Source organism: Flavobacterium aquidurense (genome assembly GCF_002217195.1).
Taxonomy (GTDB): Bacteria; Bacteroidota; Bacteroidia; order Flavobacteriales; family Flavobacteriaceae; genus Flavobacterium; species Flavobacterium frigidimaris.
This window is the reverse complement of sequence record NZ_MUGR01000037.1, coordinates 1-25,769: the sequence shown is the minus strand read 5'-3', so window position 1 is coordinate 25,769 and position 25,769 is coordinate 1. Positions and strand designations below refer to the sequence as shown.

Sequence of the window (25,769 nt, the reverse complement as noted above, 5' to 3'; positions counted from 1 at the left end):
CATGATGATGCGAAAAATTTTACTACTTTCCTTTTTGAGTTTGGGTTTAAGCCCTGCATTTGCACAAAATGCACCATATTGGCAACAACACGTTGATTACAAAATGGAAGTTTCCATGGATGTAAAAAACTATCAGTACAAAGGAAAACAAGAATTGGTCTACACCAATAATTCTCCGGATACTTTAAAAAAGGTTTACTATCATTTATTTCTAAATGCATTTCAGCCAGGGAGCGAAATGGATGCGCGTTTGCATACCATAAAAGACCCTGACGGAAGAATGGTAACCAAAGTAAAAGGTGCCGATGGAAAAGAGGTAAAACAAAGCCGAATTGAAACATTAAAACCTAACGAAATTGGATTCCTGAAAATTACCAATCTGAAACAAGATGGTGTAACGGCTCAAACCAGAGTTTCAGGAACAATAATGGAAGTGACTTTGGCAAAACCAATTTTGCCGAATTCGAAAACTACTTTTACGCTGGATTTTGATGGTCAGGTTCCGCTTCAGATTCGTCGTACAGGACGTAATAATTCTGAAGGAGTCGAATTGTCGATGTCGCAATGGTATCCTAAATTAGCTGAATTTGATTTTGAAGGCTGGCATGCAGATCCTTACATAGGAAGAGAGTTTCATGGAGTTTGGGGTAATTTTGATGTAAAAATTACAATTGATAAAGACTATACGATTGGTGGTTCAGGATATTTGCAGGACAAGAACGAAATTGGACACGGATATCAGGATGCAGGTGTAACAGTTACTTATCCAAAGAAAACAAAAACGTTGACATGGCATTTTATTGCGCCAAATGTTCATGATTTTACATGGGCAGCGGACAAAGAATACACGCATGATATTGTAAAAGGACCAAATGATGTCGATTTACATTTCTTCTACAAAAACAATCCGAAAACAACTGAAAATTGGAAACAATTAGAGCCTTTAATGGTAAAAGTTATGGAGTATTACAACAATAGAGTAGGAGCATATCCGTACAAACAATACTCGTTTATTCAGGGTGGAGATGGCGGAATGGAATACGCAATGTGTACGTTAATATTAGGAAACGGAACCCTTCAGGGAATTCTGGGAACAGCAACGCACGAATTAGGACATTCATGGTTTCAGCATATTCTGGCTTCAAATGAATCAAAACACCCTTGGATGGATGAAGGTTTTACAACCTATATCGAAGACAGTGCTTTGAATGAATTAAAAGGAGATAAAAAAGAAGTAAATCCGTTTAAAGGAAATTATGCAGCTTATTACCAATTAGTAAATTCAGGAAAAGAACAGCCACAAGGAACTCATGGTGATCGTTATGACGAAAACAGACCGTATAGTATTTCAGCTTATATAAAAGGAAGTATCTTTTTATCACAATTAGAATATGTAATTGGTAAAGAAAATGTAGATGCTACTCTAAAAAGATATTTTAACGATTTCAAATTCAAACATCCAACTCCAAACGATATCAAAAGAACAGCTGAAAGAGTTTCAGGAGCGGAGTTAGACTGGTATTTAATCGATTGGACAGAAACAACAAATACAATTGATTACGGCATCAAAGATGTGGCAGATAATGCAGGAAAAACTACTGTAAGTTTAGAAAGAATCGGCAGAATGCCAATGCCAATAGACCTGACAGTTCAATACACTGACGGAACTTCTGAAACTTTCTATATTCCGTTAAGAATGATGAATTTTATTAAGCCAAATCCAAATCCTGAAGTAAAAAGAACAGTTCTGGAAGATTGGGCCTGGGCACAATCTAACTATAGTTTTACGATAGACAAAAACAAATCAGCGATCAAAAAAATCACCATAGATCCAAACGGATTAATGGCGGATGTAAAAGCTGCAAATAATGTTTTTGAAGTGAAGTAATTTTCACCCTAAACATTAATACATAAAAAAATGCCCGTTTAAATTAATAAACGGGCATTTTTATTTCATAGGCAATTGAAATTAGCTCAAATGCTCAATCATATCTTTTGTCATCGATTCCAGATCAAAAGTATGTTTCCAGTCCCAGTCTTCTCTTGCCTGAGAATCATCGATACTTGCCGGCCAGCTGTCCGCAATTTTCTGACGGAAATCAGGCTCATAAGTAATGGTGAATTCAGGAATATGTTTTTTGATTTCATTCGCAATTTCAGTTGGCGTAAAACTCATCGCCGCTAAATTGTATGAAGAATGTATTTTGATTTTTTCAACCGGCGCTTTCATAATGTTAATCGTCGCATCGATCGCATCATCCATATACATCATTGGCATTTTTGTTTCTGATGATAAAAAGCATTCGTATTTTTTATCGGCAATTGCCTTATAGAAAATATCAACCGCATAATCAGTAGTTCCGCCACCAGGAGGTGTTGACCAGCTAATTAAGCCAGGATAACGTATACTTCGAACATCAACGCCATAAATATTATGGTAGTATTCGCACCATCTTTCTCCGGCTTGTTTACTAATTCCGTAAACAGTAGAAGGTTCCATTATTGTGTATTGAGGTGTGTTTTCTTTTGGTGTTGTAGGTCCAAAAACCGCAATACTGGATGGCCAGAAAATCTTTTTTATTTTTTTTGCTTTCGCTAAATTCAAAACGTGAAATAATGAATTCATATTCAGATCCCAGGCAAATGCAGGGTTTTTCTCGGCTGTAGCCGATAAAAGTGCCGCCATCAAATAGATATCGGTAATTTTATGCACTTCGACAAGATGCTCGATCTGATTGAAATCTAAAGCATTGACCACTTCAAACGGACCTGAATTAACAACGTCAGTATTTAATTTTCGGATATCAGAAGCAATTACATTCTCTGTTCCGTATAACTTGCGAAGTTTTTGAGTCAGTTCTGTCCCAATTTGACCGCAAGCGCCAATGATCAATATTTTTGGATTCATTTGTGATGTTTTTTTAGATGTACAAATATAACGTTTTCGCAAATATTTTTACTTTTCATAACAACAAATTATAAATATAACAACGATAAAGATGCTTTTTTGGATTATTCTCCGTTGAAGCGTTATGATTTACCGCAAAGCACGCAAGTTTTTTTAATCTCGCAAAGGCGCAGAGGCGCGAAGTTTTTTAAGCTTATGATCTTATTTGGTCTTTAATTTTGCTAAGATGCAGCAGTTACAAGAAATATAAACTTTGCGCCCTTGCGCCTTTGCGAGATTATTTCATACTGGTAAAAAAGACTTGCGTGCTTTGCAGTTAAATTTTCAAAGTACCTATTCCAATAAGACTGGTTTATTTAGAATTAAATCCTTTTAATCTGTGAAATCTGTGGCAAATAATAATATGTTAATCTACATCATTTATAGCCCAAAACAGAATTCGTAATTGTAAATTTACTTTGTAACTTTGTAGCTTAATGTTTTACCAAATGAAATATAAAATATCTCTTTTTCTGCTTTTTGTTTTTGTATTGAATTCATGTCAAAATGAAGATGAAAAACGCCGTGCTGAAAATGAAAAAGAAGCCAAAAAAAAGGAAATTATTTTTAATACTATCAATAAAGGCTGGGAGTTTATTGACGAACCTATTAATGAAATTTCAGAACAAAAGGTAAGTTCATGGAATGAATGGCGTGAATTCTTAAAAGAAATCGCAGACAAACCGAGAAAAACAATAGGAGCGTTTCAAAAAAAATCAACAGCTATTTCGAAAAAAGCACTGGCTTTAAACGACAATATTCCTGCTGAGTTTAACGTTCCTGCAATAAAAAGCCGAATTTCTGTTTTGATCACTAAAGTCAAAATGCTGGATTTGTTTATTCATTTAAATCAAATTCCGGCTGAAAAAGTGACCTTTTTAGTGGGAGATATCAACAAAGAATTAGTTTCTCTGGAAAGACAAATGGATAATATTATTATAAAAAGTAAAATTCCGAAAGAACAGGGAGAAGAGGATTTCTTAAAAATGTTAGACACAACACGTGCGATTCCGAATGCAGTTGCAGTTCCAATTCAGGCACAAAACATAGATAAAAAATTACCAAAAGTTGAGTAAAAACGCCTTATATACCATGTATGATAATCTGCCAAAAAATCAGCAGATTGCCGCACAGTTACTAGAACAAAATCAGATAAAAATGCATCTTAACGGATTGTTAGGGTCTGCAGTTTCATTTGTGATGCGCGCCGTTTTCAAAAAAACAGAGTTGCCATTTTTGGTTGTTTTAGACAATAAAGAAGAAGCCGCTTATTACCTGAACGATCTCGAACAAATGATCGGAGAGCAGGATGTCTTGTTTTATCCCGCATCATTTCGCCGTCCTTATCAGGTTGATGAGACTGATAATGCGAATGTTTTGCTTCGTGCTGAGGTTTTAAACCGAATTAATTCCCGTAAAAAACCAGCGATAATTGTCACCTATCCGGAAGCACTTTTCGAAAAAGTAGTAACCAGACAACAACTGGATAAGAATACTTTGAAAGTGGCGGTCAACGATAAGATTTCGATCGATTTTATCAACGAAGTTTTGTTTGAATACGAATTCAAAAGAGTCGATTTTATTACAGAACCCGGCGAATTTTCGGTTCGTGGAGGAATCGTCGATGTATTCTCATTTTCAAACGATCATCCTTATAGAATTGAGTTTTTTGGTAACGAAGTAGACAGTATTAGAAGTTTTGATGTTGAAACACAATTATCGGTAGAAACCCATAAAAAAATCACGATTATTCCAAATGTTGAGAATAAGATATTTCAGGAAAACCGCGAAAGTTTCTTAGATTATATTGCTGAAAAAACAGTTGTTTTTATTCAAAATACAGAGGGACTTTTAAGTCAGTTAGACAAACAATTTGCCAGAGCCGAAGAAGCTTTTGAGAAATTATCCAAAGAAATAAAACACGCAGAACCCGAACAATTATTTTTAAATCAGAGTTCGTTTATCAAACGAGCTTTAGATTTTTCGGTTGTAGAATTGGCTTCAAAGCCTATTTTTAAAACAACAAAAACATTTGATTTTCATATTCAGCCGCAGCCTTCTTTCAACAAACAATTTGATTTGTTGTTGAATAATCTGAGCGACAATCATTTCAACGGATACAAAAATTATTTGTTCTGTTCGAATGAAACACAGGCAAAACGTTTTCATGATATATTCGAAAGTCTGGATGAAGCCAATTCAGAAAATATCAGAAAGCAATATCATACGATTGTATTGCCTTTGTACCAGGGTTTTATCGACGAAGAAAACCAAATAACAGCTTATACAGATCACCAGATTTTTGAGCGTTATCATAAATTTAATATCAAAAACGGCTATTCTAAAAAGCAAAATATCACGCTTAAAGAATTAACCGCACTTTCTGTTGGTGATTATGTAACCCACATCGATCACGGAATCGGGAAGTTTGGCGGATTGCAAAAAATTCAGGTCGAAGGCAAAACGCAGGAAGCCATAAAACTGGTTTATGCTGATAATGATATTGTTTATGTAAGCATACATTCGCTTCATAAAATCTCCAAATACAACGGAAAAGACGGAACGCCTCCAAAAATATATAAGTTAGGATCGAACGCCTGGAAAATTTTAAAACAAAAAACCAAAGCGCGCGTCAAACATATTGCGTTCAACCTGATTCAGTTGTATGCAAAACGCCGATTGGAAAAAGGTTTTCAGTTTGCACCGGACAGTTATTTGCAAAACGAATTAGAAAGTTCGTTTATTTATGAAGATACACCGGATCAGACCAAATCGACACAGGAAGTAAAAGCCGATATGGAAAGCGATCGCCCAATGGATCGTTTGGTTTGTGGCGATGTTGGTTTCGGAAAAACAGAAGTTGCGATTCGTGCCGCTTTTAAAGCCGTTGATAATAGCAAACAAGTGGCGATTTTAGTTCCCACAACTATTTTGGCGTACCAACATTACAGAACTTTTACCGAAAGATTAAAAGATATGCCCGTTTCTATTGGCTATTTAAATAGATTTAGAACCGCGAAACAAAAAGCACAAACCCTAAAAGATTTAGCCGAAGGAAAACTGGATATCGTCATTGGAACACATCAACTGGTCAATAAAAATGTAGTTTTTAAAGACCTTGGTTTATTGATCGTTGATGAAGAACAAAAGTTTGGTGTAAACGTAAAAGATAAACTAAAAACGATTGCCGCAAATGTCGATACGCTGACATTAACGGCAACGCCAATTCCGAGAACGCTTCAGTTTTCGTTGATGGCGGCACGAGATTTATCTGTAATTACAACGCCTCCGCCAAATCGTTATCCAATAGAAACGAATGTCGTTGGGTTTAATGAAGAAATAATTCGTGATGCGATTTCGTATGAAATTCAGCGTAACGGACAGGTTTTCTTTATCAATAACCGAATCGAAAATATAAAAGAAGTCGCCGGAATGATTCAGCGTTTGGTGCCAAATGCAAGAGTTGGGATCGGTCACGGACAAATGGAAGGCGCCAAACTCGAGGAATTGATGTTGGGTTTTATGAACGGAGATTTTGATGTTTTGGTTGCCACCACAATCATCGAAAGTGGTTTGGATGTACCCAATGCCAACACGATTTTCATCAACAACGCGAATAATTTTGGATTGTCAGATTTGCATCAAATGCGAGGACGTGTAGGACGAAGCAATAAAAAAGCATTCTGTTATTTTATCTGTCCGCCATATTCATCCATGACCGAAGATGCCAGAAAGCGTATTCAGGCTTTGGAACAATTTAGCGAACTCGGAAGCGGTTTCAACATCGCCATGAAAGATCTTGAAATTCGTGGTGCCGGAGATTTATTAGGCGGAGAGCAAAGCGGTTTCATTAATGAAATTGGTTTTGATACGTACCAAAAAATCATGAACGAAGCGATCGAAGAATTAAAGGAAAACGAATTCAAAGATCTTTATCCGGAAGAGAACGATATTGAGACCAAAGAATACGTAAAAGATTTACAAATCGATACTGATTTTGAGTTGTTGTTTTCTGATGAATATATCAATAATGTTACCGAACGTTTGAGTTTATATAACGAGTTGGGTTCTGTCAAAAATGAAGAAGAACTGGTTATTTTCCAAAACAAATTAATTGACCGTTTCGGGCCAATGCCTCCGCGCGCCAATGCCTTGATGAACAGTATTCGCATCAAATGGATTGCTACAAACGTAGGTATTGAGAAACTGGTGATGAAAAAAGGTAAAATGATTGGCTATTTTGTTTCGGATCAGCAATCTGACTATTATCAATCGTCTAAGTTTAGAAAAGTGCTGCAATTTGTACAAAAATATAGCTCACTTTGTACAATGAAAGAAAAACAAACGCCAAACGGTCTACGCCTTCTCTTGACTTTTGAGAATGTAAAATCGACCAAACGAGCTTTGGAATTAATGGAATTATTGGGAGAGTAATTTTTTTTAGGAGCAGATCAATTTCGTTTCAAAAGACCATTAATCCCGCTATACCTTTCAATCTTTTGTGCCGAACCCCGGCACAAAAGGATTCCCAGTGCTATCGGGGCTAGGCGAGAAGTTTAGTAATTCAGTTCACCTTTTTCAATAATTATTTAGATAAGATATTCAATAATGTCTTAATGATTTAAGATAATTACGGTTTGTCTCCGTTCATTACATTTCTTAAATTATCGTAGGCTAATCTGATGTTATCAACATTGTTATTATCATTGTGAAACATCAAAGAGGTGTGAAGTTTAAGAAATCCTTCATCATTATCAAATTCGATAATATTATTAAGTTTTGTGACGGAGTCTGTCATTTTACTGTTATTATACCATCTATCAAAAGCATAAAATCTTTGATAAGCTTTTTTATCATTATCATCGTAAATATAAATTAATGCATCCTGAATGTTTTTAAAAAAAGCTGAGACAATATTTCTAATTGTTTCAGAAACACAAGCATCAAACGGAGCAGGTTCACTACTTATTTTATCTATTGTTATTTGATAGACTTGTCCAATTTCAACATCATTAGCTACACAAGATGCAAGTGTAAAGTCCTCATAAAGAGCAACTCGATATTCAATTTGTCTTTTTGTAAGAAAACTGTAATAACCAAAATTAGGATGAAAAGTATAATTATATTGTTTTAACAAGTTTGATACCTTTTGAAGTTAAGGTTTCAATAGAAGTTTTGCCTTGCAAAAAAGAGCGTACAGCCACTTTATCATCTCTCATTTTGATGATTGCTTTTTTTACGGACTCCTTATTTTCTATTGTAGGTTTAATTTTACAAAGAAACTTCTAAAATGTTGAATAATAAAATATTATTAATATTATTTACCTATCATTCCTAATGAGACGTATAATCATAGTTTATCATTGTTATTTATTAAGTTTTATTTATCTTTTAGTTAAGAAAATGCTTAGAATTAAAAAGTTTCCTTTGAGAAAAATTTTAAAGCAAACTTTTCTATGCAATATCAATTTATTGTTCTCTTTTTATTTTTTGGATTAACCTCCGCTTTTGCACAGGAAGGCAAGCAAATCGTTGTAAATGATACGCTGAAATCACAAGAAATTGATCCTTTACGTCCTGCAAAAGCAGCTTTTTATTCGGCTATTTTTCCTGGTTTAGGACAGATTTATAATAAAAAATATTGGAAACTTCCTTTGGTTTATGGCGCAATCGGTACGAGTACTTATTTTTATATCGACAGTCAGAAAAACTACAACATTTACAGAAACGAATACAAAAGCAGACTTGCAGGAAGCGCAAGTAGCTCTGAGTATTTGGCGAACTTAAGCGAAAGTCAGTTGGTCTCTGCACAAAAACAATTTCAAAGAAATAGAGATTTATCGGCTTTATTTATTGTTGGTTTTTATGTTTTAAATATCATTGATGCCAATATCGATGCAGCTTTGTCTCAATTTAATGTAAGCGAGAAATTAGCTTTTAAACCTTCAGTGAATTTCAAGAGTGAAAATATGCAATCTGGTTTTGGATTTGCTTGTACGTACTCTTTTTAAGAGGTTTACTTTTGTAATTTTAGATTCAGTTTTAGCATTATTTCTAAAGCAAAACGATAATGAAGGAAATCAAAAATGGCACATGATTGTTTCATGTGCCATTTTGCTGAAGCTCAGACAGGGTTTTTTTAGAGAGAATTTACAATTTCTTCAATCCTTTTAATTCTGCAGGATTTCCTTCTTTAATGCTAATGGCAACGCCACCACCCGGAGCTAAATACTGTTTTAGAATTGTTTTAGAATTTACTACAACTTTAGTCACGGTATATTTTTGTGGATTTACGTTCCAATTCGCTTCTTTTGCATCAGCATAAATAGTAGCGATAAAGTTTTTTCCGGCAGGTAAATAATCAAAAGTAATGTTTGCCGTTCTTGCGTTTTCATCGGTAATTCCGCCAATAAACCATTCGTTTTTGCCTTTTGCTTTACGGGCAATCGTGATATAATCTCCAGGTTCAGCTTCGAGAATATAACTGTTGTCCCAATCTACAGCAACATCTTTGATGAACTGAAATGCATCTGGAAAACGTTCGTAATTACCTGGGATATCTGCCGCCATTTGCAACGGACTGTACATCGTAACATAATACGCCAATTGTTTTACCAAAGTTGTGTTGACACGCTGAGAACTTCCGGTTCCGTAATACGAAAGATCCGTTTGGAAAATCCCAGGTGTATAATCCATTGGTCCGCCCATTAATCTTGTAAATGGTAAAATCGTTGTATGATCAGGTGCTAAACCTCCCATAGATTCAAACTCAGTTCCGCGAGCAGATTCCTGAGCAATCCAGTTCGGGAAAGTTCGGTTTAAACCCGTTGGACGCACTGCTTCGTGACTGTCAATCATGATTTTATAATCGGCAGCACGTTTGGCCACATTAATGTAATGATTCACCATCCATTGTCCGTCATGATGTTCACCACGTGGAATAATTTTACCTACATAACCTGTTTTTACAGCATCATAACCGTTGTCATTCATAAACTGAAAAGCACGGTCTAAACGACGCTCATAATTGGTTGCAGATCCTGAAGTTTCATGGTGCATGATGATTTTTACCCCTCTTGAAGCGGCATAAGCATGAACCGCTTTTACATCAAAATCAGGGTAAGCAGTTACGTAATCAAAGACTTCTTCTTTCCAGTTGTTGATCCAGTCTTCCCAACCAATGTTCCAGCCTTCGATCAGGATTGCATCGAAACCATTTTTAGCAGCAAAATCAATATATTCTTTTGCGCGTTCTGTTGTAGCCCCGTGTTTTCCGTTTGGCGTAAGTTTGGTAAAATCATCTGTTAGTTTTACGTTAGTTTCTTTTCCAAAAGCCCAGGTGCTTTTTCCGGCAACGAAATATTCCCACCAAATTCCGATGTATTTTACCGGTTTTATCCACGATACATCTTTGTAACTTGTTGGTTCGTTGAGGTTCAAAATTAGTTTTGAAGCCAAAATCTCAGTTGCTTTATCGCTTACCACAATAGTTCTCCAAGGCGATTGCGCATCAGTTTGCATATAACCTTTTGCTCCAACGGCATCAGGTGCTAAATGGCTGCGCATTTTGTTATTTACAGCATCAACCTCAAGGTACATTGCCGGATAATTGATCAAAGCAGCTTCGTGAATGTTGATGTACAAACCGTCATCAGATTTCATCATCGAAGGAGTTTGTACCGATAATTCCTTAATAGGCCATTGCGAATTGATTTCGATCGTTGCTTTTTTCATCAGCGAAGGAATTTCAGAAATCTTCGAAGTCGTATACGCATATTCATTGGTATCATAATCTCCCGGAATCCAGAAAATTTTATGATTTCCGGCCAGATTAAATTCAGAACGTTCTTCTTTTATTACAAAATAATTCAAATCATTTTGCTTTGGAAATTCATATCTGAAACCCAATCCGTCGTTGAATAAACGGAAACGAATGCGAATATATCGGTTGTTATTTTTTGCCTGTGCTAAAGTGACAACCAATTCGTTGTAATTGTTGCGAATTGTTTTTTCTTCACCTAAAACAGGATTCCAATTTTCATCAACAGAGGATTGTGCTGTATTTGTAATGGTAAAACCATCCATAAACGAAGGCAGATCTTTTAATTCTAAACCCAAAGAACTTGGTTTTATAACTGCTTTTTGTTTGTATGATAATTGGTAAGACGGAATTCCGCCTTCTTTTAATTCAAATTTTAAAGAAAGATTTTTGTTTGGCGAAGTTATTTCCTGCGCCTGAAGCCATAATGAGTTGGCACAGACAAAAAGTAACAGCGCGATTTTTTTGCCCAAACGAATTTGGAAAAGGGATTTTTGAAATTTAAAATTCATGTTTTTTAGTTTTTTAGCCAACTTAACTTTGTTTTTTTAAGTTGCACTGGTATTAGTTTTTCAATACTAAATATTGAAAAGGAAGTAATGTAATTTCACTGCCAACAGTTACTGTATTTCCTGTAAAAGCATCTTTCCAGGTTCCTTTTAATGAATTAGATACAAGATATTTTACATCATTATTAGTTAAATTCGAAAGGACTAAAACTTTTTCAGCATCTTTTACCATTGTAAAAGCACTTACAGCATCGTTGCTGTATCCGGTGTAAGTTCCTTTTTTTATAGCAGTACTTGAGTTTCTGAAAGCAATTATTTTCTTGTATTGAGCCAGCATTTCCGGATCTGCAGTTGACCAGTCAATTGGAGTTTTTTCGAAATAATTAATTCTTTGTGCATATCCAATTTCCTGTCCGTTATAAATCATCGGAACAGATTTCATGTAAGCGGCAACAACAAATGATGCTACAGATCCTTTTTTACCGCCAAAAAGCTCAATTGGAGTTCCTTCTGAAAGGTTGACATCATGATTGCTGGTGTACCTTACAATTTTATTTTCCTCGTTATAATTTGTTGAATATTCTGCTGCATTTGCATTTTGTATGGTACTTGCAGATAAATTTTCTTTAAATACTTTTTCTAAAGTGCTGAAAAAATTAAATCCAAAAGTATAATCAAAACCAGATCTAAATAGATTCACGTTTGTACCTTCTGCCAACATTAATATTTTCTGATTTTTTTTAATTTTTCTTAGTTTTGAAACGGCTTCAGTCCAAAAATCCTGTGGGACAAAATCAGCATAATCGCATCTGAAACCATCAATATTTGCAGTGTAAACCCAGTATTCCATAGCATCAATCATAGCATTTTTCATTTCTCTATTGGTAAAATCCAATTGGGCAACATCATTGTAATTGGTTCCCGGAGGAATAATGATTTTTCCGTCAGCATCTTTTTGATACCAATCAGGATGTTGGGTAATCCAGGCATTGTCCCATGCAGTATGATTGGCAACCCAGTCTAAAATAACAGCCATATTTTTTTTGTGCGCTTCTTCAACCAGCACCTGAAGATCTTGTAAAGTTCCAAAATCCGGATTTATTGCTTTATAGTCTTTTACAGCATAAGGAGAACCCAGTCCTGCCGCAACTTTTTCTTTTCCAACCGGAAAAACCGGCATTAAATAAATAACATTTACACCCAATTCCTGAATTTGAGTTAGGCGATCCTGAACACCTTTTAATGTTCCGGCCTGACTGAAAGAACGGATATTTACCTGATAAATAATGGCATCTTCTTTATTAGGCATTTTATCGAATGAGGCGCCGTATTGCGGATAAGGAGGAGGTGTATTTGAATCTGAATCGTTATCAGATGAACTACAGGAAACAAACGCTAACGTAAGCAGTAGTGCATAAACGATGTTTATATTTGATTTCATAATTTTAATTTTTTTAATACGTCCAGAGTTTGTTTTGAGATGATAACCTCTAAAATTTTAAGATAGCCTGCCTTTCGCTCAAAAAAGGCAGGTATCAACTCAAACTAATCTAAACTGTAATTTTAAATACTGATATAGATTATTTTTTAACTATTGTACATGTTGCAGTTGCCGGATAACCGTTTGAGACAGGATCAACTTCATCAATTTTAAAAGTGATTTCATATGTTCCTGCTTCGCTGATACCATAAGCACCTCCATTGTCAAGATTAACGGTATTTGTAGATGAATCTGCGGGTCCGTAATTAACTGACCAATTATTATTTAATTTGAACTTTACACTTCCGGGTAATAAATTGGCAGTAATTTTCCATGTTTTGGTTTGATGGTCATATGACATCGGAATAGCGTTATTCCATCCATAATCTTTATCTTCAGGTGTTGGTGCATGTGTTGCATCTCCTGCAATTCCCCAAGCATACGGAGTAGAAGTCCATTTTAATGTATTTAAATTTACTTTGATCTGGTATGAACCTGCTCCAGGCAGATGAAAATTGGGTTCGCTTCCGTTTTTTAAATCATTATTGCTATTTCCTGCACCATAATATTGATCCCAGTTTCTGGCAGTATTCAATTTAAAATCAGTACCATTACCAGCAGGAAGTGTAACATAACCCTGATAAACACCTTTTGAAATAGCAGTTAAGGCCGCAGCAGTTCCTACATTAAATTCTCCCTGATAAAATCCTGGCATGTAAATTTCACCAAAAACGACACTTTTTTCATAAGGAGTAACCGTTAATGTGATGTAATCTGAGTACACTTTATGATCTACACTGGCTTCTACACGAACCACTAATTTTCCCGCAACATTAGGCAAAATGCCTAAGTCTATAGCAATTTTGTTTAAGTCTCTCCCTATTAAAGCTTTGCTTAAAACATCTTCACCGGCTTCTATTCGTTTCGATTTTAACCACGCCTTTGGTCCGGTAATGTCAGGAATTATATCAATTTGCAATGCATAAGTAACAGGAGTACCAACAGGAAATGCAACAGCAGGCCATGAAATTAATTCTACAGATTGATCTTCTGTCTCTTCATTTAGAACCAATGTGGTAGAAGAAGCTTCAATATTACTTGGAAAAGGTACCGTTTTTAAGGTCGTTAATTCTGCATCACTTTCACAGGAGGCACCTAAAAAAAGCAGGGTGCCTAATACAAATAATTTATTTATATATTTTTTCATAATAGTTTATTTTTTATTATCCCGGATAACCTGGATTTTGTTTTAACCCTCTGTTAGCATTTAAGGCAGATGTTGGAATTGGGAATAATTTTCTGAAAGCAGGAGATTCCCCTCTGAACTGATTTGGCAGTAAAAATTTGTTAAAACGAATCATATCCTGTCTTCTGTGTCCTTCCCAGTTTAGTTCAAAACCTCTTTCGTTATAAACATCATCAAGAGTTGGATTTGCGTTTAATGGATCTAATCCCGCACGTACTCGAATTTGGTCTATAAAAGGTTTTGCAGTTCCTGTATTTCCTAAACGAACATTACATTCTGCCATCATTAAAATAACATCGGCATATCTGTAAATTGGAAAATCATTTGAAGCCCCGCCTCCCGTATTTGATCCGGCCGGATAAAATTTAATATTACGAACACCAGCTTGTGGAGGTGCTCCCGGATTATCTAAAGACGGAACATCTAATGTATAATTAACGCCACCTGGCTGTTCGCCTACTAAAAATTGTTTTTTACGAATATCATTGTCAGCATATTTCAGGTAAAATTCTTTGGGAACAATAGTACCGTTCCAACCGTCATATCCAAATAAAGCTTTTGCGTTTGGTCCGGATAGACTTCTAACCGCATAAACATTACGTGATAAAATATCTATAGTTGCAAAAATGGATAAAATAGTTTCATCCTGTGGCGATACATCCCCAAATAACTCATAGTATTTATTTCCAAGTGGGCTAGAGGCACTTGCTTCGCCAGAGTGTAGTGAAAATCCACCATCGCTTACTTTATTGCAAGCTGCTAAACACTCACTCCATTTTGCTTCACCAGTATAAACCTCTGCATTAAGATACACTTTCGCCAATAAGGTATATCCTGCCCATTTGTTGAAACGGCCATAAAAATCACCTCCTTTTGTACCATAAAGTAATTCTACATTTTCAGTAAGTTCTTTTACAATAAAGTTATATACTTCTTTACGGCTGGCTTGCGGAATTTTATCTACAGTAACATTGTTGTCTGTATAAAAAGGAACATCTCCAAAATCATCTATTAATAAATAATAGAAAAAAGCACGCAATACTTTAGCTTCTGCAATTTTTGCTGTTTCGGCATTTGATTTTTCTAATAATCCTACTGCTAAATTGGCATTGAAAATACCTTTGTACAACCAATTCCAGGTATTGTTTATAATACCTTCTGTTGGTAACCATGTGTGTTTATGCAAACGGGCATAATCTTCCTGCCAGTTACCATCTGTTCTGTGTGGGATAACCTGTTCATCCGATGCCATACAGTTCATATCATACCAGCCGTTATCTGCACCCGCATAACCAACACCGGTAGCTCCATCTCTTGTAAATTCTCCCGGAATCTGTGCATAAATACCTGCTAAGGCACTATTGGCTCCTTCAGGAGTGGAGTAAAAGTCATCTGCGGCATATTTGTCGTATACATTTTCATCAACATCAGTACAGCTAAATAAGGCAAGTAAAGAGACACCTGCCAACAATATATTTTTAATTTTCATTTCTTTTACTATTTAAATTTTACACTTAAACCAAATGCAATACTTCTGGTACGAGGATAAATTCCTTTATCACCTCCAAAATTGTCTTCAGATTTTCCGCTTCCGCTAATATTTAATTCCGGATCAATACCTGTATAATCAGTAATTAGTAATAAATTATTTCCAGTAAGTGAAAGTCGGATCGAATCGACATATTTATCCGTAAAACGGAAGCTGTAACCTGCTGTAACATTCTCTAATCGTATAAATGAACCGTCTTCTAACCATATGTCTGATGCGTATGGTGAAGTACGAATGCCTTTATCAACACCGCTTTGTAAAAGATTTGATTTACCTGTATTTTCAAGCATGCTTAGGGTTTGATTAAGCTGATTGTAAACTTTATTTCCTCCTGAACCTCTCCATAACATAGAAACATCAAAATTTTTGTATCTGTAGGTTGGATTGAAAGCAAACGTATAAGTTGGTAACGCAGTTCCTGCATAATAACGATCGGCGCTTGTAACACCCTGATCAATTGCGCCATCTCCGTTACGATCCAATACAGTTTCTACTCCATTAGAATTTACGCCTGTGTGTTGCAGAGGATAAAACGCACCTACAGGTTTTCCTTCAACAAGGAAAGAGTTTGGAGCTCCCCATCCCACATAATCTGTATTTAAAGGAACGCCATTAATACTTCCGCTTAAATTAAGTACTTTGTTTTTCATAAACGAAACGTTACCGCCTAATGTAAGTGTACTGTTTTCTGTTCTGATAAGATCATATGCCAAAGAAACCTCTAAACCTTTATTGGAGATACTTCCAACATTTGCTTTGATGGTATTATAGGCATAAGGTGGCTGTGGTACTGTGTAATCAAGTAATAAATTATCTGTTGTAGCATCATAAACATCTACAGTTCCTCTTAATCTATTGTCTAAAAGAGCAAAGTCAAGACCAATGTTGGTTTGTTTTTTGGTTTCCCATTGTAAATCAGCATTCGCATTTTGACTAATACCGAAATTAGTAATTAAGGAACCTCCAAAATAAGCTGATCCCTGTCTGCCTACTAATGAAAGAGAGTTTTGAGGGTAAAGACCTTGTTGGTTACCTGTAACACCGTATCCAACACGTAATTTAAGTTCATTAAATAAATTTTGGGTTCCCATAAAGGACTCTTTGTTTATTTGCCACGCTACAGATGCAGACGGGAAATCTCCCCATTTGTTATTTACACCAAATACAGATGAACCATCTCGTCTAAAACTTCCGGTAAATAAATAACGATTCAGTAATGAATAATTTACACGTCCTAAAAAGGATACTAATGTTCTGTCATTTTTATATGATTCTATATCTCCAGATGTAACTTTCGATAAATCACCTAACTGCAATGCATTGTAAGTAGTTTTATCACTTATAAAACCTTTTGCCTGAGTATAATTACCCTGATAAGCTTGGTTTTGCCATTCGTATAAAGCCAATGCATTTATGCTGTGAATGCCAAATGTTCTCTTGTAAGTAAGGCTTGCATTCATCAATCTTTCGTTTTGCTTTTCATTTTTAATGTTAGCATATCCATTTTGACTAACTGCATAGGCATTTGTCGATTCTACCGGAAGGAAATATCCAACAGAACTGTTTGTTTTTCTCCAGCTGCCAAACCAGCCAAAGGTTAAGCCTTTAGCTAAATCCAGATCAGCCTTCAGGCTTCCAAATAAATTGTCTTCTTGTCTTTCATTAGTAACTGTTTGTGCAGCTGCATAAGGATTTAAATATTGAAACACATTTGGATCGGTAAAATAACTTCCATCAGGATTAAAAACAGGATCTGTTGGTCGCATTAAATAAGCATTTGTTATCAAATTTGACATATAAGCAGCTGTTCCAATATTCCCAATGCTGCTATCCGTATTGTTAATTCCGTTAGTTAAATTAAATGACAATTTTAATTTATCATCAAGAGCTGTTTGTGTTGCCTGAACACGGCCAATATATTTTTTATTCCCAGTGTTTATTACTACTCCGTCTTGTAAAATAGCTGTTATAGAAGCTCTATAGCTAAATTTATCTGTTCCTCCGCCAAATGCTAAACTGTGTGTTTGTGTTACACCGGTTTGAGTCAAAAGACCATACCAATCAGTATCTGAAGCATGGTTTGCAGATGCCGGAACGCCAACAGCCTGAGCAGTTTGCCACCATTGGTCAGCACTCAGCATATTTAGTTTTTTTGGAATAAAATCTAAAGAAGTAGATCCGGTATACTCCAATGTTGTTCTTCCTGCCTTATTTTTTTTGGTGGTTACGATAATTACTCCGGGCGCTCCTCTTGAACCATAAACAGCAGTTGCTGAAGCATCTTTAAGAACATCAATACTTTCTATTTCGCTTGGCGGAACCTGATTTAACAAATCCAGATTTCCCTGAATTCCGTCTACGACTACTAGAGGATCATTTCCTCCAATCAAAGAGCCAATTCCTCTTATACGAACGCTAGGTCCTGAACCCGGTTCGTTACCAATTTGAGTAATATTGACACCTGCAGCTTTACCCGAAATTAATTGTAATGGGTTTACAATAGCGCCCTGATTCATGTCTTTTGAAGCAATTGAAGAAACAGCGCCGGTAATATCTTTTTTAACGGTTGTGCCGTAACCTACAACCACTATTTCCTGCAAATCTGTAGCATCTGGCATAAGCTGAATGTTGATCACATTTTGACTGGCCACTACTTTTTTCTCTTTATAACCTACAAAGGATACAATGATTACAGAAGATGGACTTTCTACAGTAAGTTTATATTTTCCGTCAAAATCAGTAACCATACCATTTTTTGTTCCTTCTTCAGTAACTGAAGCTCCGGGTAAAGGCAAACCATTTTCGTCCGTAATAATTCCGGATACAGTTTGTTTTTGATAGAGAATGTTTTGTGTTTTTAGTTCCGGTTTTTTTAAGATAATCTGAGTATCCCGAATTTTAAATTCTGTTGGGGTTCCTTTAAAAAGTTTATCTAAAACAACATTTATCGGCTGGTCTTTTACAGAAATAGAAATCGTTCGGTCTAAGTCGATATCGTTCAGTTTGTAAATAAACCTGAAATCCGTTTTTTGTTCTATGGTCTCAATAACCTTCTCGATTGTTGAATTGTTTAATTCAAGGGTTACTTTTGTTTTTTGGGCATAAGTATTTCCTCGAATATTAAACATGGCGACCAAAATAAGTAGTGTAGTTAGTTTCAATTTTAGGTCATATTGGAACATTGGGTATTTAAACCCAACATTCTTTGATTTTTTTTTCATAATTTTGTTAATTGATTGTAGTTAATTCGTTATATTCAATCACTTAGTTAATCGGAAATTGTTCGCAGCTCTTTCCGATTTTTTTATTCCTGTACTTTTATTCTCTCATATTTTTTCATTGGTTTTAGTGGTTATTTAATTAGTATTTGATTGTTTTTTATGGTGTAATTGATGCCGTGAATGTCATTGAAATAACTCATTACTTTCTCTATCGATTCATCGCTAAAACTCGCGTTAAATTTTTCGTTAGCCAGTTTTTCGTTTTTGTTTACAATCGTAACATTGTAGCGTCTTTCCAGTTTTGTGATGATATTTTTGAAAGTCATATTTCTAAATGTCAAACCGCCATTGATCCATGAAGTATAAATGTCTGTAATAACAGGTTTGGTAGAAATCTGGGCATTTTCTCTATTAAAACTTCCTCTAAATCCTGGTTTTAAAATGGTATTGGTAGTAGCATCAAATTCTTCGTTTGAACGATACATTCCAACAGAACCTTCAACCAAAACAACATCTGTGGCAGCATCTTCAGGGTAATTAGAAACATTAAAGTGAGTTCCTAATACACGAATATTCAAAGCATCAGCATTTACTATAAAAGGATGTTTCTTGTCTTTGGCAACATCAAAAAAAGCTTCTCCATCCAGAAAAACCTGCCTGTTTTCGCCTGCAATAAATTTCACCGGATATTTTAGAGTTGTTCCAGCATTTAAATGCACCATTGTTCCATCAGACAATTGTAATCGGAATTTTTTGCCATACGGAATTTTAATCGTGTTGTAGGTTATTTTCTCTAAATCTGAATTATTGTCGTAAACAATTTTGTCTCCATCCTGATTTCCTACTATGTTTCCATCTGCGTCTCTAACTTCAACTTTATTGTTTTCAGATATAATTTGCGTATTTCCATTTTCTAATTGCAATACGATATCCGTGCTTTTAAAATCGAATTTTTGCTCTGTTTGAGTTTTAAAAGCATTTTTTTGATAAGCAAAACCAATTCCTAATAAAACAACAACCGAAGCGGCGATTGCAATATGTTTTCTGAAGTTTGATTTCTTAGGACTGATTTCTATTACAGTCTCCTCTTCTTTTGTATTAGCTAAAATAGAAGCAAAAATAGAATCAGCCGTTTGTTGATCCATTTTAGGCATTTCGCCAAGAAGATTTTGAATATCCTCTACAGAAGGAAAATCATCCGTTAGCTTATTTTTTTTGTAGTAGGCAATTACCTCGTTTGTTTCTTCGGGTGTGCATTGGTTCAAAACAAACTTTTGTAAAAGATCTCTTATTTCAGAATTTGAATTCATTACGAATTGATTTTAGGACTTGGTTTTATATAATACAGTTGAAAGCAAGTTGAGTACTACTCAAACGTTATAAATTTTTGAATTTTAACATTTGGAAGAAGGTGAAAAACTCGTTAAGTATTGAATTTGTTGATGTTTGTACAAAAAATATTTTTTTGAATTTTTAATTTTTTTTTGAAGAAACAAATCACTCGGGTCTCCTTCGTCGAAAAGACAAGATTGAGGTAAATTCGGATTCAGAGCATTTACGACTTTATATTACGCTTTTTTTAGATCTTAAACTTTGCGAACCTTGCATAAACCCATTGCGTCCCTTGCGGTTAAACCAAAAAAAAATCACCCGGTAAGAGTGATTTTAATGGTTAAATGGTTTTTTGGTTTAGATAATCTCGTCATGAACCTGAAAAAAGACCCGCATCGATTCTAATGCTTTGCTCATTTGATTCCGGACTGTATTGATAGAGATGCCGAGTTCCTGACTGATTTCTTCGTAAGTCATTCCTTTTTTTCTTGACATCTTAAAAATTTTCTTTCGTTTTGGTGGCAATTGCCCCATGGCTTCTTTTCGTAACTTCTTGCAATCGGCTTCACGAATCGAATAATCGCCATAATCATGAGATTTCTGGCTTTCATAAAAAATGGCTTCTTTTAGTAATGCATCATTTGCTGCTTTATTCAAAGAATTAAATGCCTGATTTCTGGCAATTGTAAAAATATAGGCTTTAAAAGATTGTTCCGGATTTAAGTTTTCGCGATGTTGCCAAACTTTCATAAAAACATCCTGAACATTTTCTTCTGCAGCTTCTTTTGATTTTAATAAACTAATGCTGTAACCATAAATATCCTGATGGTATAAATCAAAAAGCTGACGAAATGCTTTTTCGTTGCCATTTCTGAGCTCACTCACCAATAATTTGTCGCTATGGTTCTTCGCTTCTAACATTAATTTAATTAGTCCGTATTTAAATCTAATTATATTATGATACTATCAAAATTGATACTCTGATTCCCTGACTGGTTAGCAAATATATAAAAATATTATTCGCAACAAATATTATTAAAAAAAACTTAATTCTGTCTTTTTTAATAAAATTTATGAAATATAGCTCCAAACGTCTTGGGAATAGCCCTTTTGTCAGGCAAGTGTGTTTTTAACGGGTATTATTTAAAAAAATCATCCGGATAATCATTTGTCAAGAATATTCTTATTTTGAATTATAAACAATGTTGATTTTATAAATGAAAGCGTAAAAAAAATCCTTTCATCTTTTCCGGAAGAAATGATAAAAGGATTGTATAAGGAAGAATCGACAATTGATTCTTTGTAATTTTTAATATGAATTAGTTTTTCAAGTCTTTGATTACTTTAAAAGCAACATCAACCTGATCTTCTCCAACTAAAATAGTAAACTCATTTGAAGTAGAAATTACCTCGTTTATGATAATTCCTTCCCAGGCCAAACGTTGAAAAATGAAATAGTAAATTCCAGGAACAACGATATTTTCTTTTGGTAATTTTACCGTAATTGAAGCCAGATTGTCTAATTTCTGAATTAGTTTTTCGCGAATAAAATGTTTTTCAACTAAATGATTTACACTACTGCTCACCACAATATTGGTTTCATTTACACCACGGGATGAGGTATAGAAAATGTCAGATAAAGCATTAATATCAGAAATTAAATCAGCTTGTTTGTTTAAAACAGTTTCAGAAGCTGCAAAAGTGTAATCTGTCAATTCAGAACGAACCGTGATTTCACCAATATTCTTGATTACTTTATTGATTTTATGGTTCAGTTTAAAATCTAATTCTTCCGTGAGTCGTTTCAGTGACATTACAACAGCACCTTGTTTCACTTCTTTGCCAAATTCACTTTCCAGTTCGGTCATAATGTTCCGGGAGAGCGACGTCAGGTTGATGATTCCAAGCGATAGCGCATTTAATAAAAAAGGTTTTGTTTTGATGTAATTTTCGACGATTGAAGAAACAGTTTTCATAGCTTTTTTTCTTTTTTTTGTAACTTGATTGTGTTGGTTTAGTTAATAGTGATGTTATAAATCTCGACAAATATAAATAAAAAAACAATTTGTTACAAATATAACAATAAAAAATTATGTTAAAAATGATAAAAAGCATCCGTAAGATGTTCAATTGCAAATGATTCGTTGTTTTTATGAATGGCGATGATGTCAAATCTTACATCAAAATCTATTTCCCTATCGTTTATGTAGGCATTTACTGCTTTTACTAGAAGCTGAATTTTTTTAGGTTTGACAAAATCTTGTGGCAAACCAAAATCCAGACTCGATCTTGTCTTCACTTCAATGATGGCCAAAATAGATTCTTTTTGCGCAATAATATCAATCTCGGCCTTTTGAAAAGTCCAGTTTCGGTCTAAAATTGTATAGCCCTCTTTCTCAAGAAATTCCACGGCAAGTTCTTCTCCTTTTTTGCCCAGATCGTTATGTTCAGCCATTTTTAAGTTATGAGTTTTGAGTTATTAGTTATGAGTTTGTTTTGCATGCAAAGACGCAAAGTCGCAAAGTTTTATTTAATTCTTTGCGACTTTGCGTCTTTGCGAGATTTTTATGTGGTATTTGGATTCTTCTTAATTGGAAGAAAACGAGAAATTATTATTTTTGAAAAGAAACGGTACTTCCTGACGAATTAACATCAATCGAAATGGTATTTCCCATTATCAAAGCTCTGTTATCCTGGATATGTCCGGCAGGAAAATTGAAGATTACCGGAATATTGTATTTTTTAGTAACATCATCAATGATTTCAACAGCATTTTTGCCCCACGGAACTTCGTTGTCTTTCATTTTGGTCATACCGCCAACGATGATTCCTTTTAGATTTTCAATGCATCCATTGCGTCTCAGATTCATCATCATACGGTCAATATGATACAGATATTCGTCTAAATCTTCGATGAATAAAATTTTATCCTTGCAATCTATAGCTGATGGTGAACCTAATAAACTGTATAAAATAGATAAATTTCCGCCCACTAATTCTCCGGTTGCTTTCCCGAAACGGTTCATTTTGTCCGGTGCGATAGTATAAGATAAGGGTTCGCCCAATAAGCTCGATTTCATTGAGCTGATAGCTGCCGGAGTAGCACGCGGAATCGTCACGGGCATTATGCCATGAATCGATTTATAGCCCATAGTATTCAGGTGATTGTGCAAAACCGTAACATCACTAAAGCCAATAACCCATTTTGGATGCTGCTTAAATTTAGTAAAGTCTAAAAGATCAAGCATTCGCACCGTTCCATATCCGCCACGAACACACCAGATTGCCTTAATATTAGGATTGTCTAACTGATGCTGGAAATCAGCAGCGCGTTGTTCGTCAGTTCCTGCCAGTTGATTAAAGTCAAGCCCGATTGAGGTGCCAACGACAGCCTCTAAACCCCAACTGTGCAATAAGTCAATCGTTGGTTTAAGGTTGTCTTCGATATTTTTTCTCGCAGTGGCTACAATAGCTACAGTATCTCCTTTTTGTAAATAAGGTGGTGTTATCATGTTTTGTTGGGATTGACAGTTGAATGATTGTAAAGCAAAAATAAGAAATAGGAATTTACAAAAAGAAAAGTGTTTTCTGAAGTGTAGATGTTGACTCGCTTTCATATTTTTTTGCTTATTCATTATTAATTATAAACAAATATAGAGATTTTTAAAAATAAAATAATTGGAAAAATCCTACAAATAGATTAATTTGCTTAAATTGAACTTTTTAAAATAGTAAAGTTTATGAGGTTTATCAGATTTCAGTTTTATTTTGTTGGCTTTCTTTTTTTTTCATCCTTACAAGCGCAGTCTAAAAAGTACACGATTCATACCGTAGCTTTTTATAATTTCGAAAATCTTTTCGACACGATAAATGATCCTATAACCCATGATGACGAATGGACACCAGACGGAGCGCAACATTGGACAAAAGAAAAGTATGAGCAAAAATTAAAAAATCTTTCAAAGGTTTTATCAGCAATAGGAACTCCGGAAAATCCTAATGCGCCAACATTAATCGGAGGTTCTGAAATAGAAAACCGTGGCGTTCTGGAGGACCTGATCAAAGAACCCAAATTGCAAAATTTTGATTATGGAATCATTCATTTTGATTCGCCTGATAAACGCGGAATCGATGTGGCATTATTGTACCAAAAGAAATATTTCAAACCAACTTCTTATTCGAATATACCTTTGTATCTCTATAAAAATAACGCCATTGTAAAAGAGGAAAATAAAGAAGAGACAGACGATGAACTCGAAATAAAGACAGAAAATAATAATCGAATTTTTACAAGAGATCAACTTCTAATAACCGGTTTTCTGGAAGGGGAAGAGATTCATATTATCGTTAATCACTGGCCATCGAGATCAGGAGGAGAAAAGAAAAGCAGTCCGTTTCGTGAAGCGGCAGGAAATCTAAACAGAAGAATTATCGACTCGCTTCAGCGTATAAACCCTAATGCAAAAGTGATTACAATGGGAGATTTAAATGACGGTCCGTTCAACCGAAGTGTAAAAGTAGCCTTGGGAGCAAAGGCAAAAAAGAGTGAAGTTCCCGAATTCGGAGTTTTTAATCCGTTCGAAGAAATGGCAAAAAAAGGCATGGGAACAATTGCCTTTAGGGATTCCTGGGATATTTTTGACCAGATTATAATCACGGAGTCTCTTATACAACCCGATTTTTCTACCTTCAAATTCTGGAAAGCAGGCATTTTCAACAGGCCATTTTTGATTCAGACTTCAGGACAATATAAAGGTTATCCGTTACGGCACAGTTTAACCGAAGTTGGTTTTAGCGATCATTTCCCTGTTTATATTTATTTGATAAAAGAGATGCAATAGTTTTCAGTTTACAGTCACAGTTTTCAGAATATTGTAACTGTAAACTGTGACTGTAAACTGATCACTTTTTACTAACTTAGCTTCATAGAAACCCAGTACCAATTAAGATGTCAATAGCAAAACCTTTCAACCTGAATAAATGGATCGACGAAAACCGTCATTTATTGAAACCACCAGTTGCAAATAAGAATATTTATGTAGATTCAGGCGATTATATCGTGATGATTGTTGCAGGACCAAATGCCCGTAAAGACTATCACTATAACGAAACAGAAGAGCTTTTTTATCAATTAGAAGGAAGCATAAAAGTGGTCATTCAGGAAGATGGCGAACGTAAAGAAATGGAATTAAATGCCGGCGATATGTACCTGCATCCCGCAAAAATTCCCCATTCTCCAGTTCGTTCAGAAGGTTCTATAGGTTTGGTAATCGAACGAAAACGTGTCGGAAAAGGATATACAGACGGATTACTTTGGCATTGTGACAATTGCAATCATAAGCTTTATGAAGTGTTGTTTGAACTGCACAATATCGAGAAAGATTTCCTGCCGCATTTCGAACATTTCTATAATTCCTTAGAACTTAGAACCTGCGATAATTGTGGCACTGTAATGGAATCTGATCCAAGATTTGTTGCGAAGAAGTAATATATTGAATAACATATCCTAACAGGTTTTTTAAAACCTGTTAGGTATTATAGAATTAGAAATTTCTAAATTAGAATTTCAGTTTTTTTCAGGAGCTATTTCCCGCTATCCGTTTCAATCTTTTCCTGGCTAAAGAAGCCAGAAAAAGGATTTCCACTTCTATCCTACCGTCTGGACA

Annotated in this window: 18 protein-coding genes; 6 read left to right on the top strand and 12 right to left on the bottom strand. The window is 35.0% G+C overall.

Going from position 1 to position 25,769, the window contains the following annotated elements; translation table 11 throughout:
- Window positions 1-7 precede the first annotated feature (7 nt).
- A complete protein-coding gene (locus B0A67_RS19090) occupies window positions 8-1,888 on the top strand; it encodes a M1 family metallopeptidase (RefSeq protein ID WP_072964782.1) in 1,881 nt (626 codons plus the stop codon).
- An 81-nt stretch (window positions 1,889-1,969) separates the two neighbouring features.
- On the opposite strand, the gene B0A67_RS19085 is transcribed toward B0A67_RS19090, so the two are convergent.
- On the bottom strand, window positions 1,970-2,908 hold the full coding sequence (locus B0A67_RS19085) for an L-threonine 3-dehydrogenase (RefSeq protein ID WP_072964763.1): 939 nt from the start codon (window positions 2,906-2,908) through the stop codon (window positions 1,970-1,972).
- A gap of 488 nt (window positions 2,909-3,396) precedes the next feature.
- Here B0A67_RS19085 and B0A67_RS19080 point away from each other — a divergent pair, with 488 nt between their 5' ends.
- Both B0A67_RS19080 and mfd read left to right on the top strand, forming a co-directional pair.
- The gene (locus tag B0A67_RS19080) at window positions 3,397-4,023 is read left to right on the top strand and encodes a hypothetical protein (protein ID WP_072964764.1); all 627 of its coding nucleotides are present in this window, start codon (window positions 3,397-3,399) and stop codon (window positions 4,021-4,023) included.
- A complete protein-coding gene (gene mfd, locus B0A67_RS19075; protein ID WP_072964765.1) occupies window positions 4,016-7,381 on the top strand; it encodes a transcription-repair coupling factor in 3,366 nt (1,121 codons plus the stop codon). The genes B0A67_RS19080 and mfd overlap by 8 nt, the downstream gene beginning before the upstream one ends.
- A 196-nt stretch (window positions 7,382-7,577) precedes the next feature.
- Here mfd and B0A67_RS19070 read toward each other — a convergent pair whose 3' ends face one another.
- Window positions 7,578-8,084 (bottom strand): DUF6169 family protein, encoded by a 507-nt coding sequence (locus B0A67_RS19070; protein ID WP_072964766.1) that lies wholly within the window; start codon window positions 8,082-8,084, stop codon window positions 7,578-7,580.
- A 319-nt stretch (window positions 8,085-8,403) separates the two neighbouring features.
- On the opposite strand from B0A67_RS19070, the gene B0A67_RS19065 reads away from it, so the two are divergent.
- On the top strand, window positions 8,404-8,958 hold the full coding sequence (locus B0A67_RS19065) for a DUF5683 domain-containing protein (RefSeq protein ID WP_072964767.1): 555 nt from the start codon (window positions 8,404-8,406) through the stop codon (window positions 8,956-8,958).
- A gap of 139 nt (window positions 8,959-9,097) precedes the next feature.
- Here the strand turns inward: B0A67_RS19065 and B0A67_RS19060 are convergent, their stop codons facing one another.
- From B0A67_RS19060 to B0A67_RS19015, 10 genes are all read right to left on the bottom strand, one after another.
- Window positions 9,098-11,278: a glycoside hydrolase family 97 protein gene (locus B0A67_RS19060; protein ID WP_072964768.1), complete on the bottom strand. Its 2,181-nt coding sequence runs from the start codon at window positions 11,276-11,278 to the stop codon at window positions 9,098-9,100.
- 52 nt (window positions 11,279-11,330) lie between these two features.
- Window positions 11,331-12,716 carry an alpha-amylase family glycosyl hydrolase gene (locus B0A67_RS19055; RefSeq protein WP_072964769.1) on the bottom strand — a complete coding sequence of 462 codons (1,386 nt, stop codon included), beginning with the start codon at window positions 12,714-12,716 and terminating at the stop codon, window positions 11,331-11,333.
- A 139-nt stretch (window positions 12,717-12,855) separates the two neighbouring features.
- Entirely contained in the window at window positions 12,856-13,962 is a 1,107-nt protein-coding gene (locus tag B0A67_RS19050; RefSeq protein ID WP_072964770.1) for a SusE domain-containing protein, read from the bottom strand.
- 16 nt (window positions 13,963-13,978) lie between these two features.
- Complete coding sequence (locus B0A67_RS19045; protein WP_072964771.1) at window positions 13,979-15,490, bottom strand: RagB/SusD family nutrient uptake outer membrane protein; 1,512 nt, start codon at window positions 15,488-15,490, stop codon at window positions 13,979-13,981.
- An 8-nt stretch (window positions 15,491-15,498) separates the two neighbouring features.
- The gene (locus B0A67_RS19040) at window positions 15,499-18,771 is read right to left on the bottom strand and encodes a TonB-dependent receptor (RefSeq protein ID WP_072964772.1); all 3,273 of its coding nucleotides are present in this window, start codon (window positions 18,769-18,771) and stop codon (window positions 15,499-15,501) included.
- A 131-nt stretch (window positions 18,772-18,902) separates the two neighbouring features.
- Window positions 18,903-20,081 (bottom strand): FecR family protein, encoded by a 1,179-nt coding sequence (locus B0A67_RS19035; RefSeq protein ID WP_072964773.1) that lies wholly within the window; start codon window positions 20,079-20,081, stop codon window positions 18,903-18,905.
- A gap of 379 nt (window positions 20,082-20,460) precedes the next feature.
- A complete protein-coding gene (locus tag B0A67_RS19030; protein WP_072964774.1) occupies window positions 20,461-21,024 on the bottom strand; it encodes an RNA polymerase sigma factor in 564 nt (187 codons plus the stop codon).
- Window positions 21,025-21,422: 398 nt separating this feature from the next.
- Complete coding sequence (locus tag B0A67_RS19025; protein ID WP_041516777.1) at window positions 21,423-22,079, bottom strand: aspartate kinase; 657 nt, start codon at window positions 22,077-22,079, stop codon at window positions 21,423-21,425.
- Between the two features lie 119 nt (window positions 22,080-22,198).
- The gene (locus B0A67_RS19020) at window positions 22,199-22,558 is read right to left on the bottom strand and encodes a YraN family protein (RefSeq protein ID WP_072964775.1); all 360 of its coding nucleotides are present in this window, start codon (window positions 22,556-22,558) and stop codon (window positions 22,199-22,201) included.
- A gap of 157 nt (window positions 22,559-22,715) precedes the next feature.
- Window positions 22,716-23,615: a S66 peptidase family protein gene (locus B0A67_RS19015; RefSeq protein WP_084074659.1), complete on the bottom strand. Its 900-nt coding sequence runs from the start codon at window positions 23,613-23,615 to the stop codon at window positions 22,716-22,718.
- A 228-nt stretch (window positions 23,616-23,843) separates the two neighbouring features.
- On the opposite strand from B0A67_RS19015, the gene B0A67_RS19010 reads away from it, so the two are divergent.
- Window positions 23,844-24,944 carry an endonuclease/exonuclease/phosphatase family protein gene (locus B0A67_RS19010; protein WP_072964776.1) on the top strand — a complete coding sequence of 367 codons (1,101 nt, stop codon included), beginning with the start codon at window positions 23,844-23,846 and terminating at the stop codon, window positions 24,942-24,944.
- A 107-nt stretch (window positions 24,945-25,051) separates the two neighbouring features.
- Complete coding sequence (locus B0A67_RS19005; RefSeq protein WP_072964777.1) at window positions 25,052-25,591, top strand: 3-hydroxyanthranilate 3,4-dioxygenase; 540 nt, start codon at window positions 25,052-25,054, stop codon at window positions 25,589-25,591.
- Window positions 25,592-25,769 lie beyond the last annotated feature (178 nt).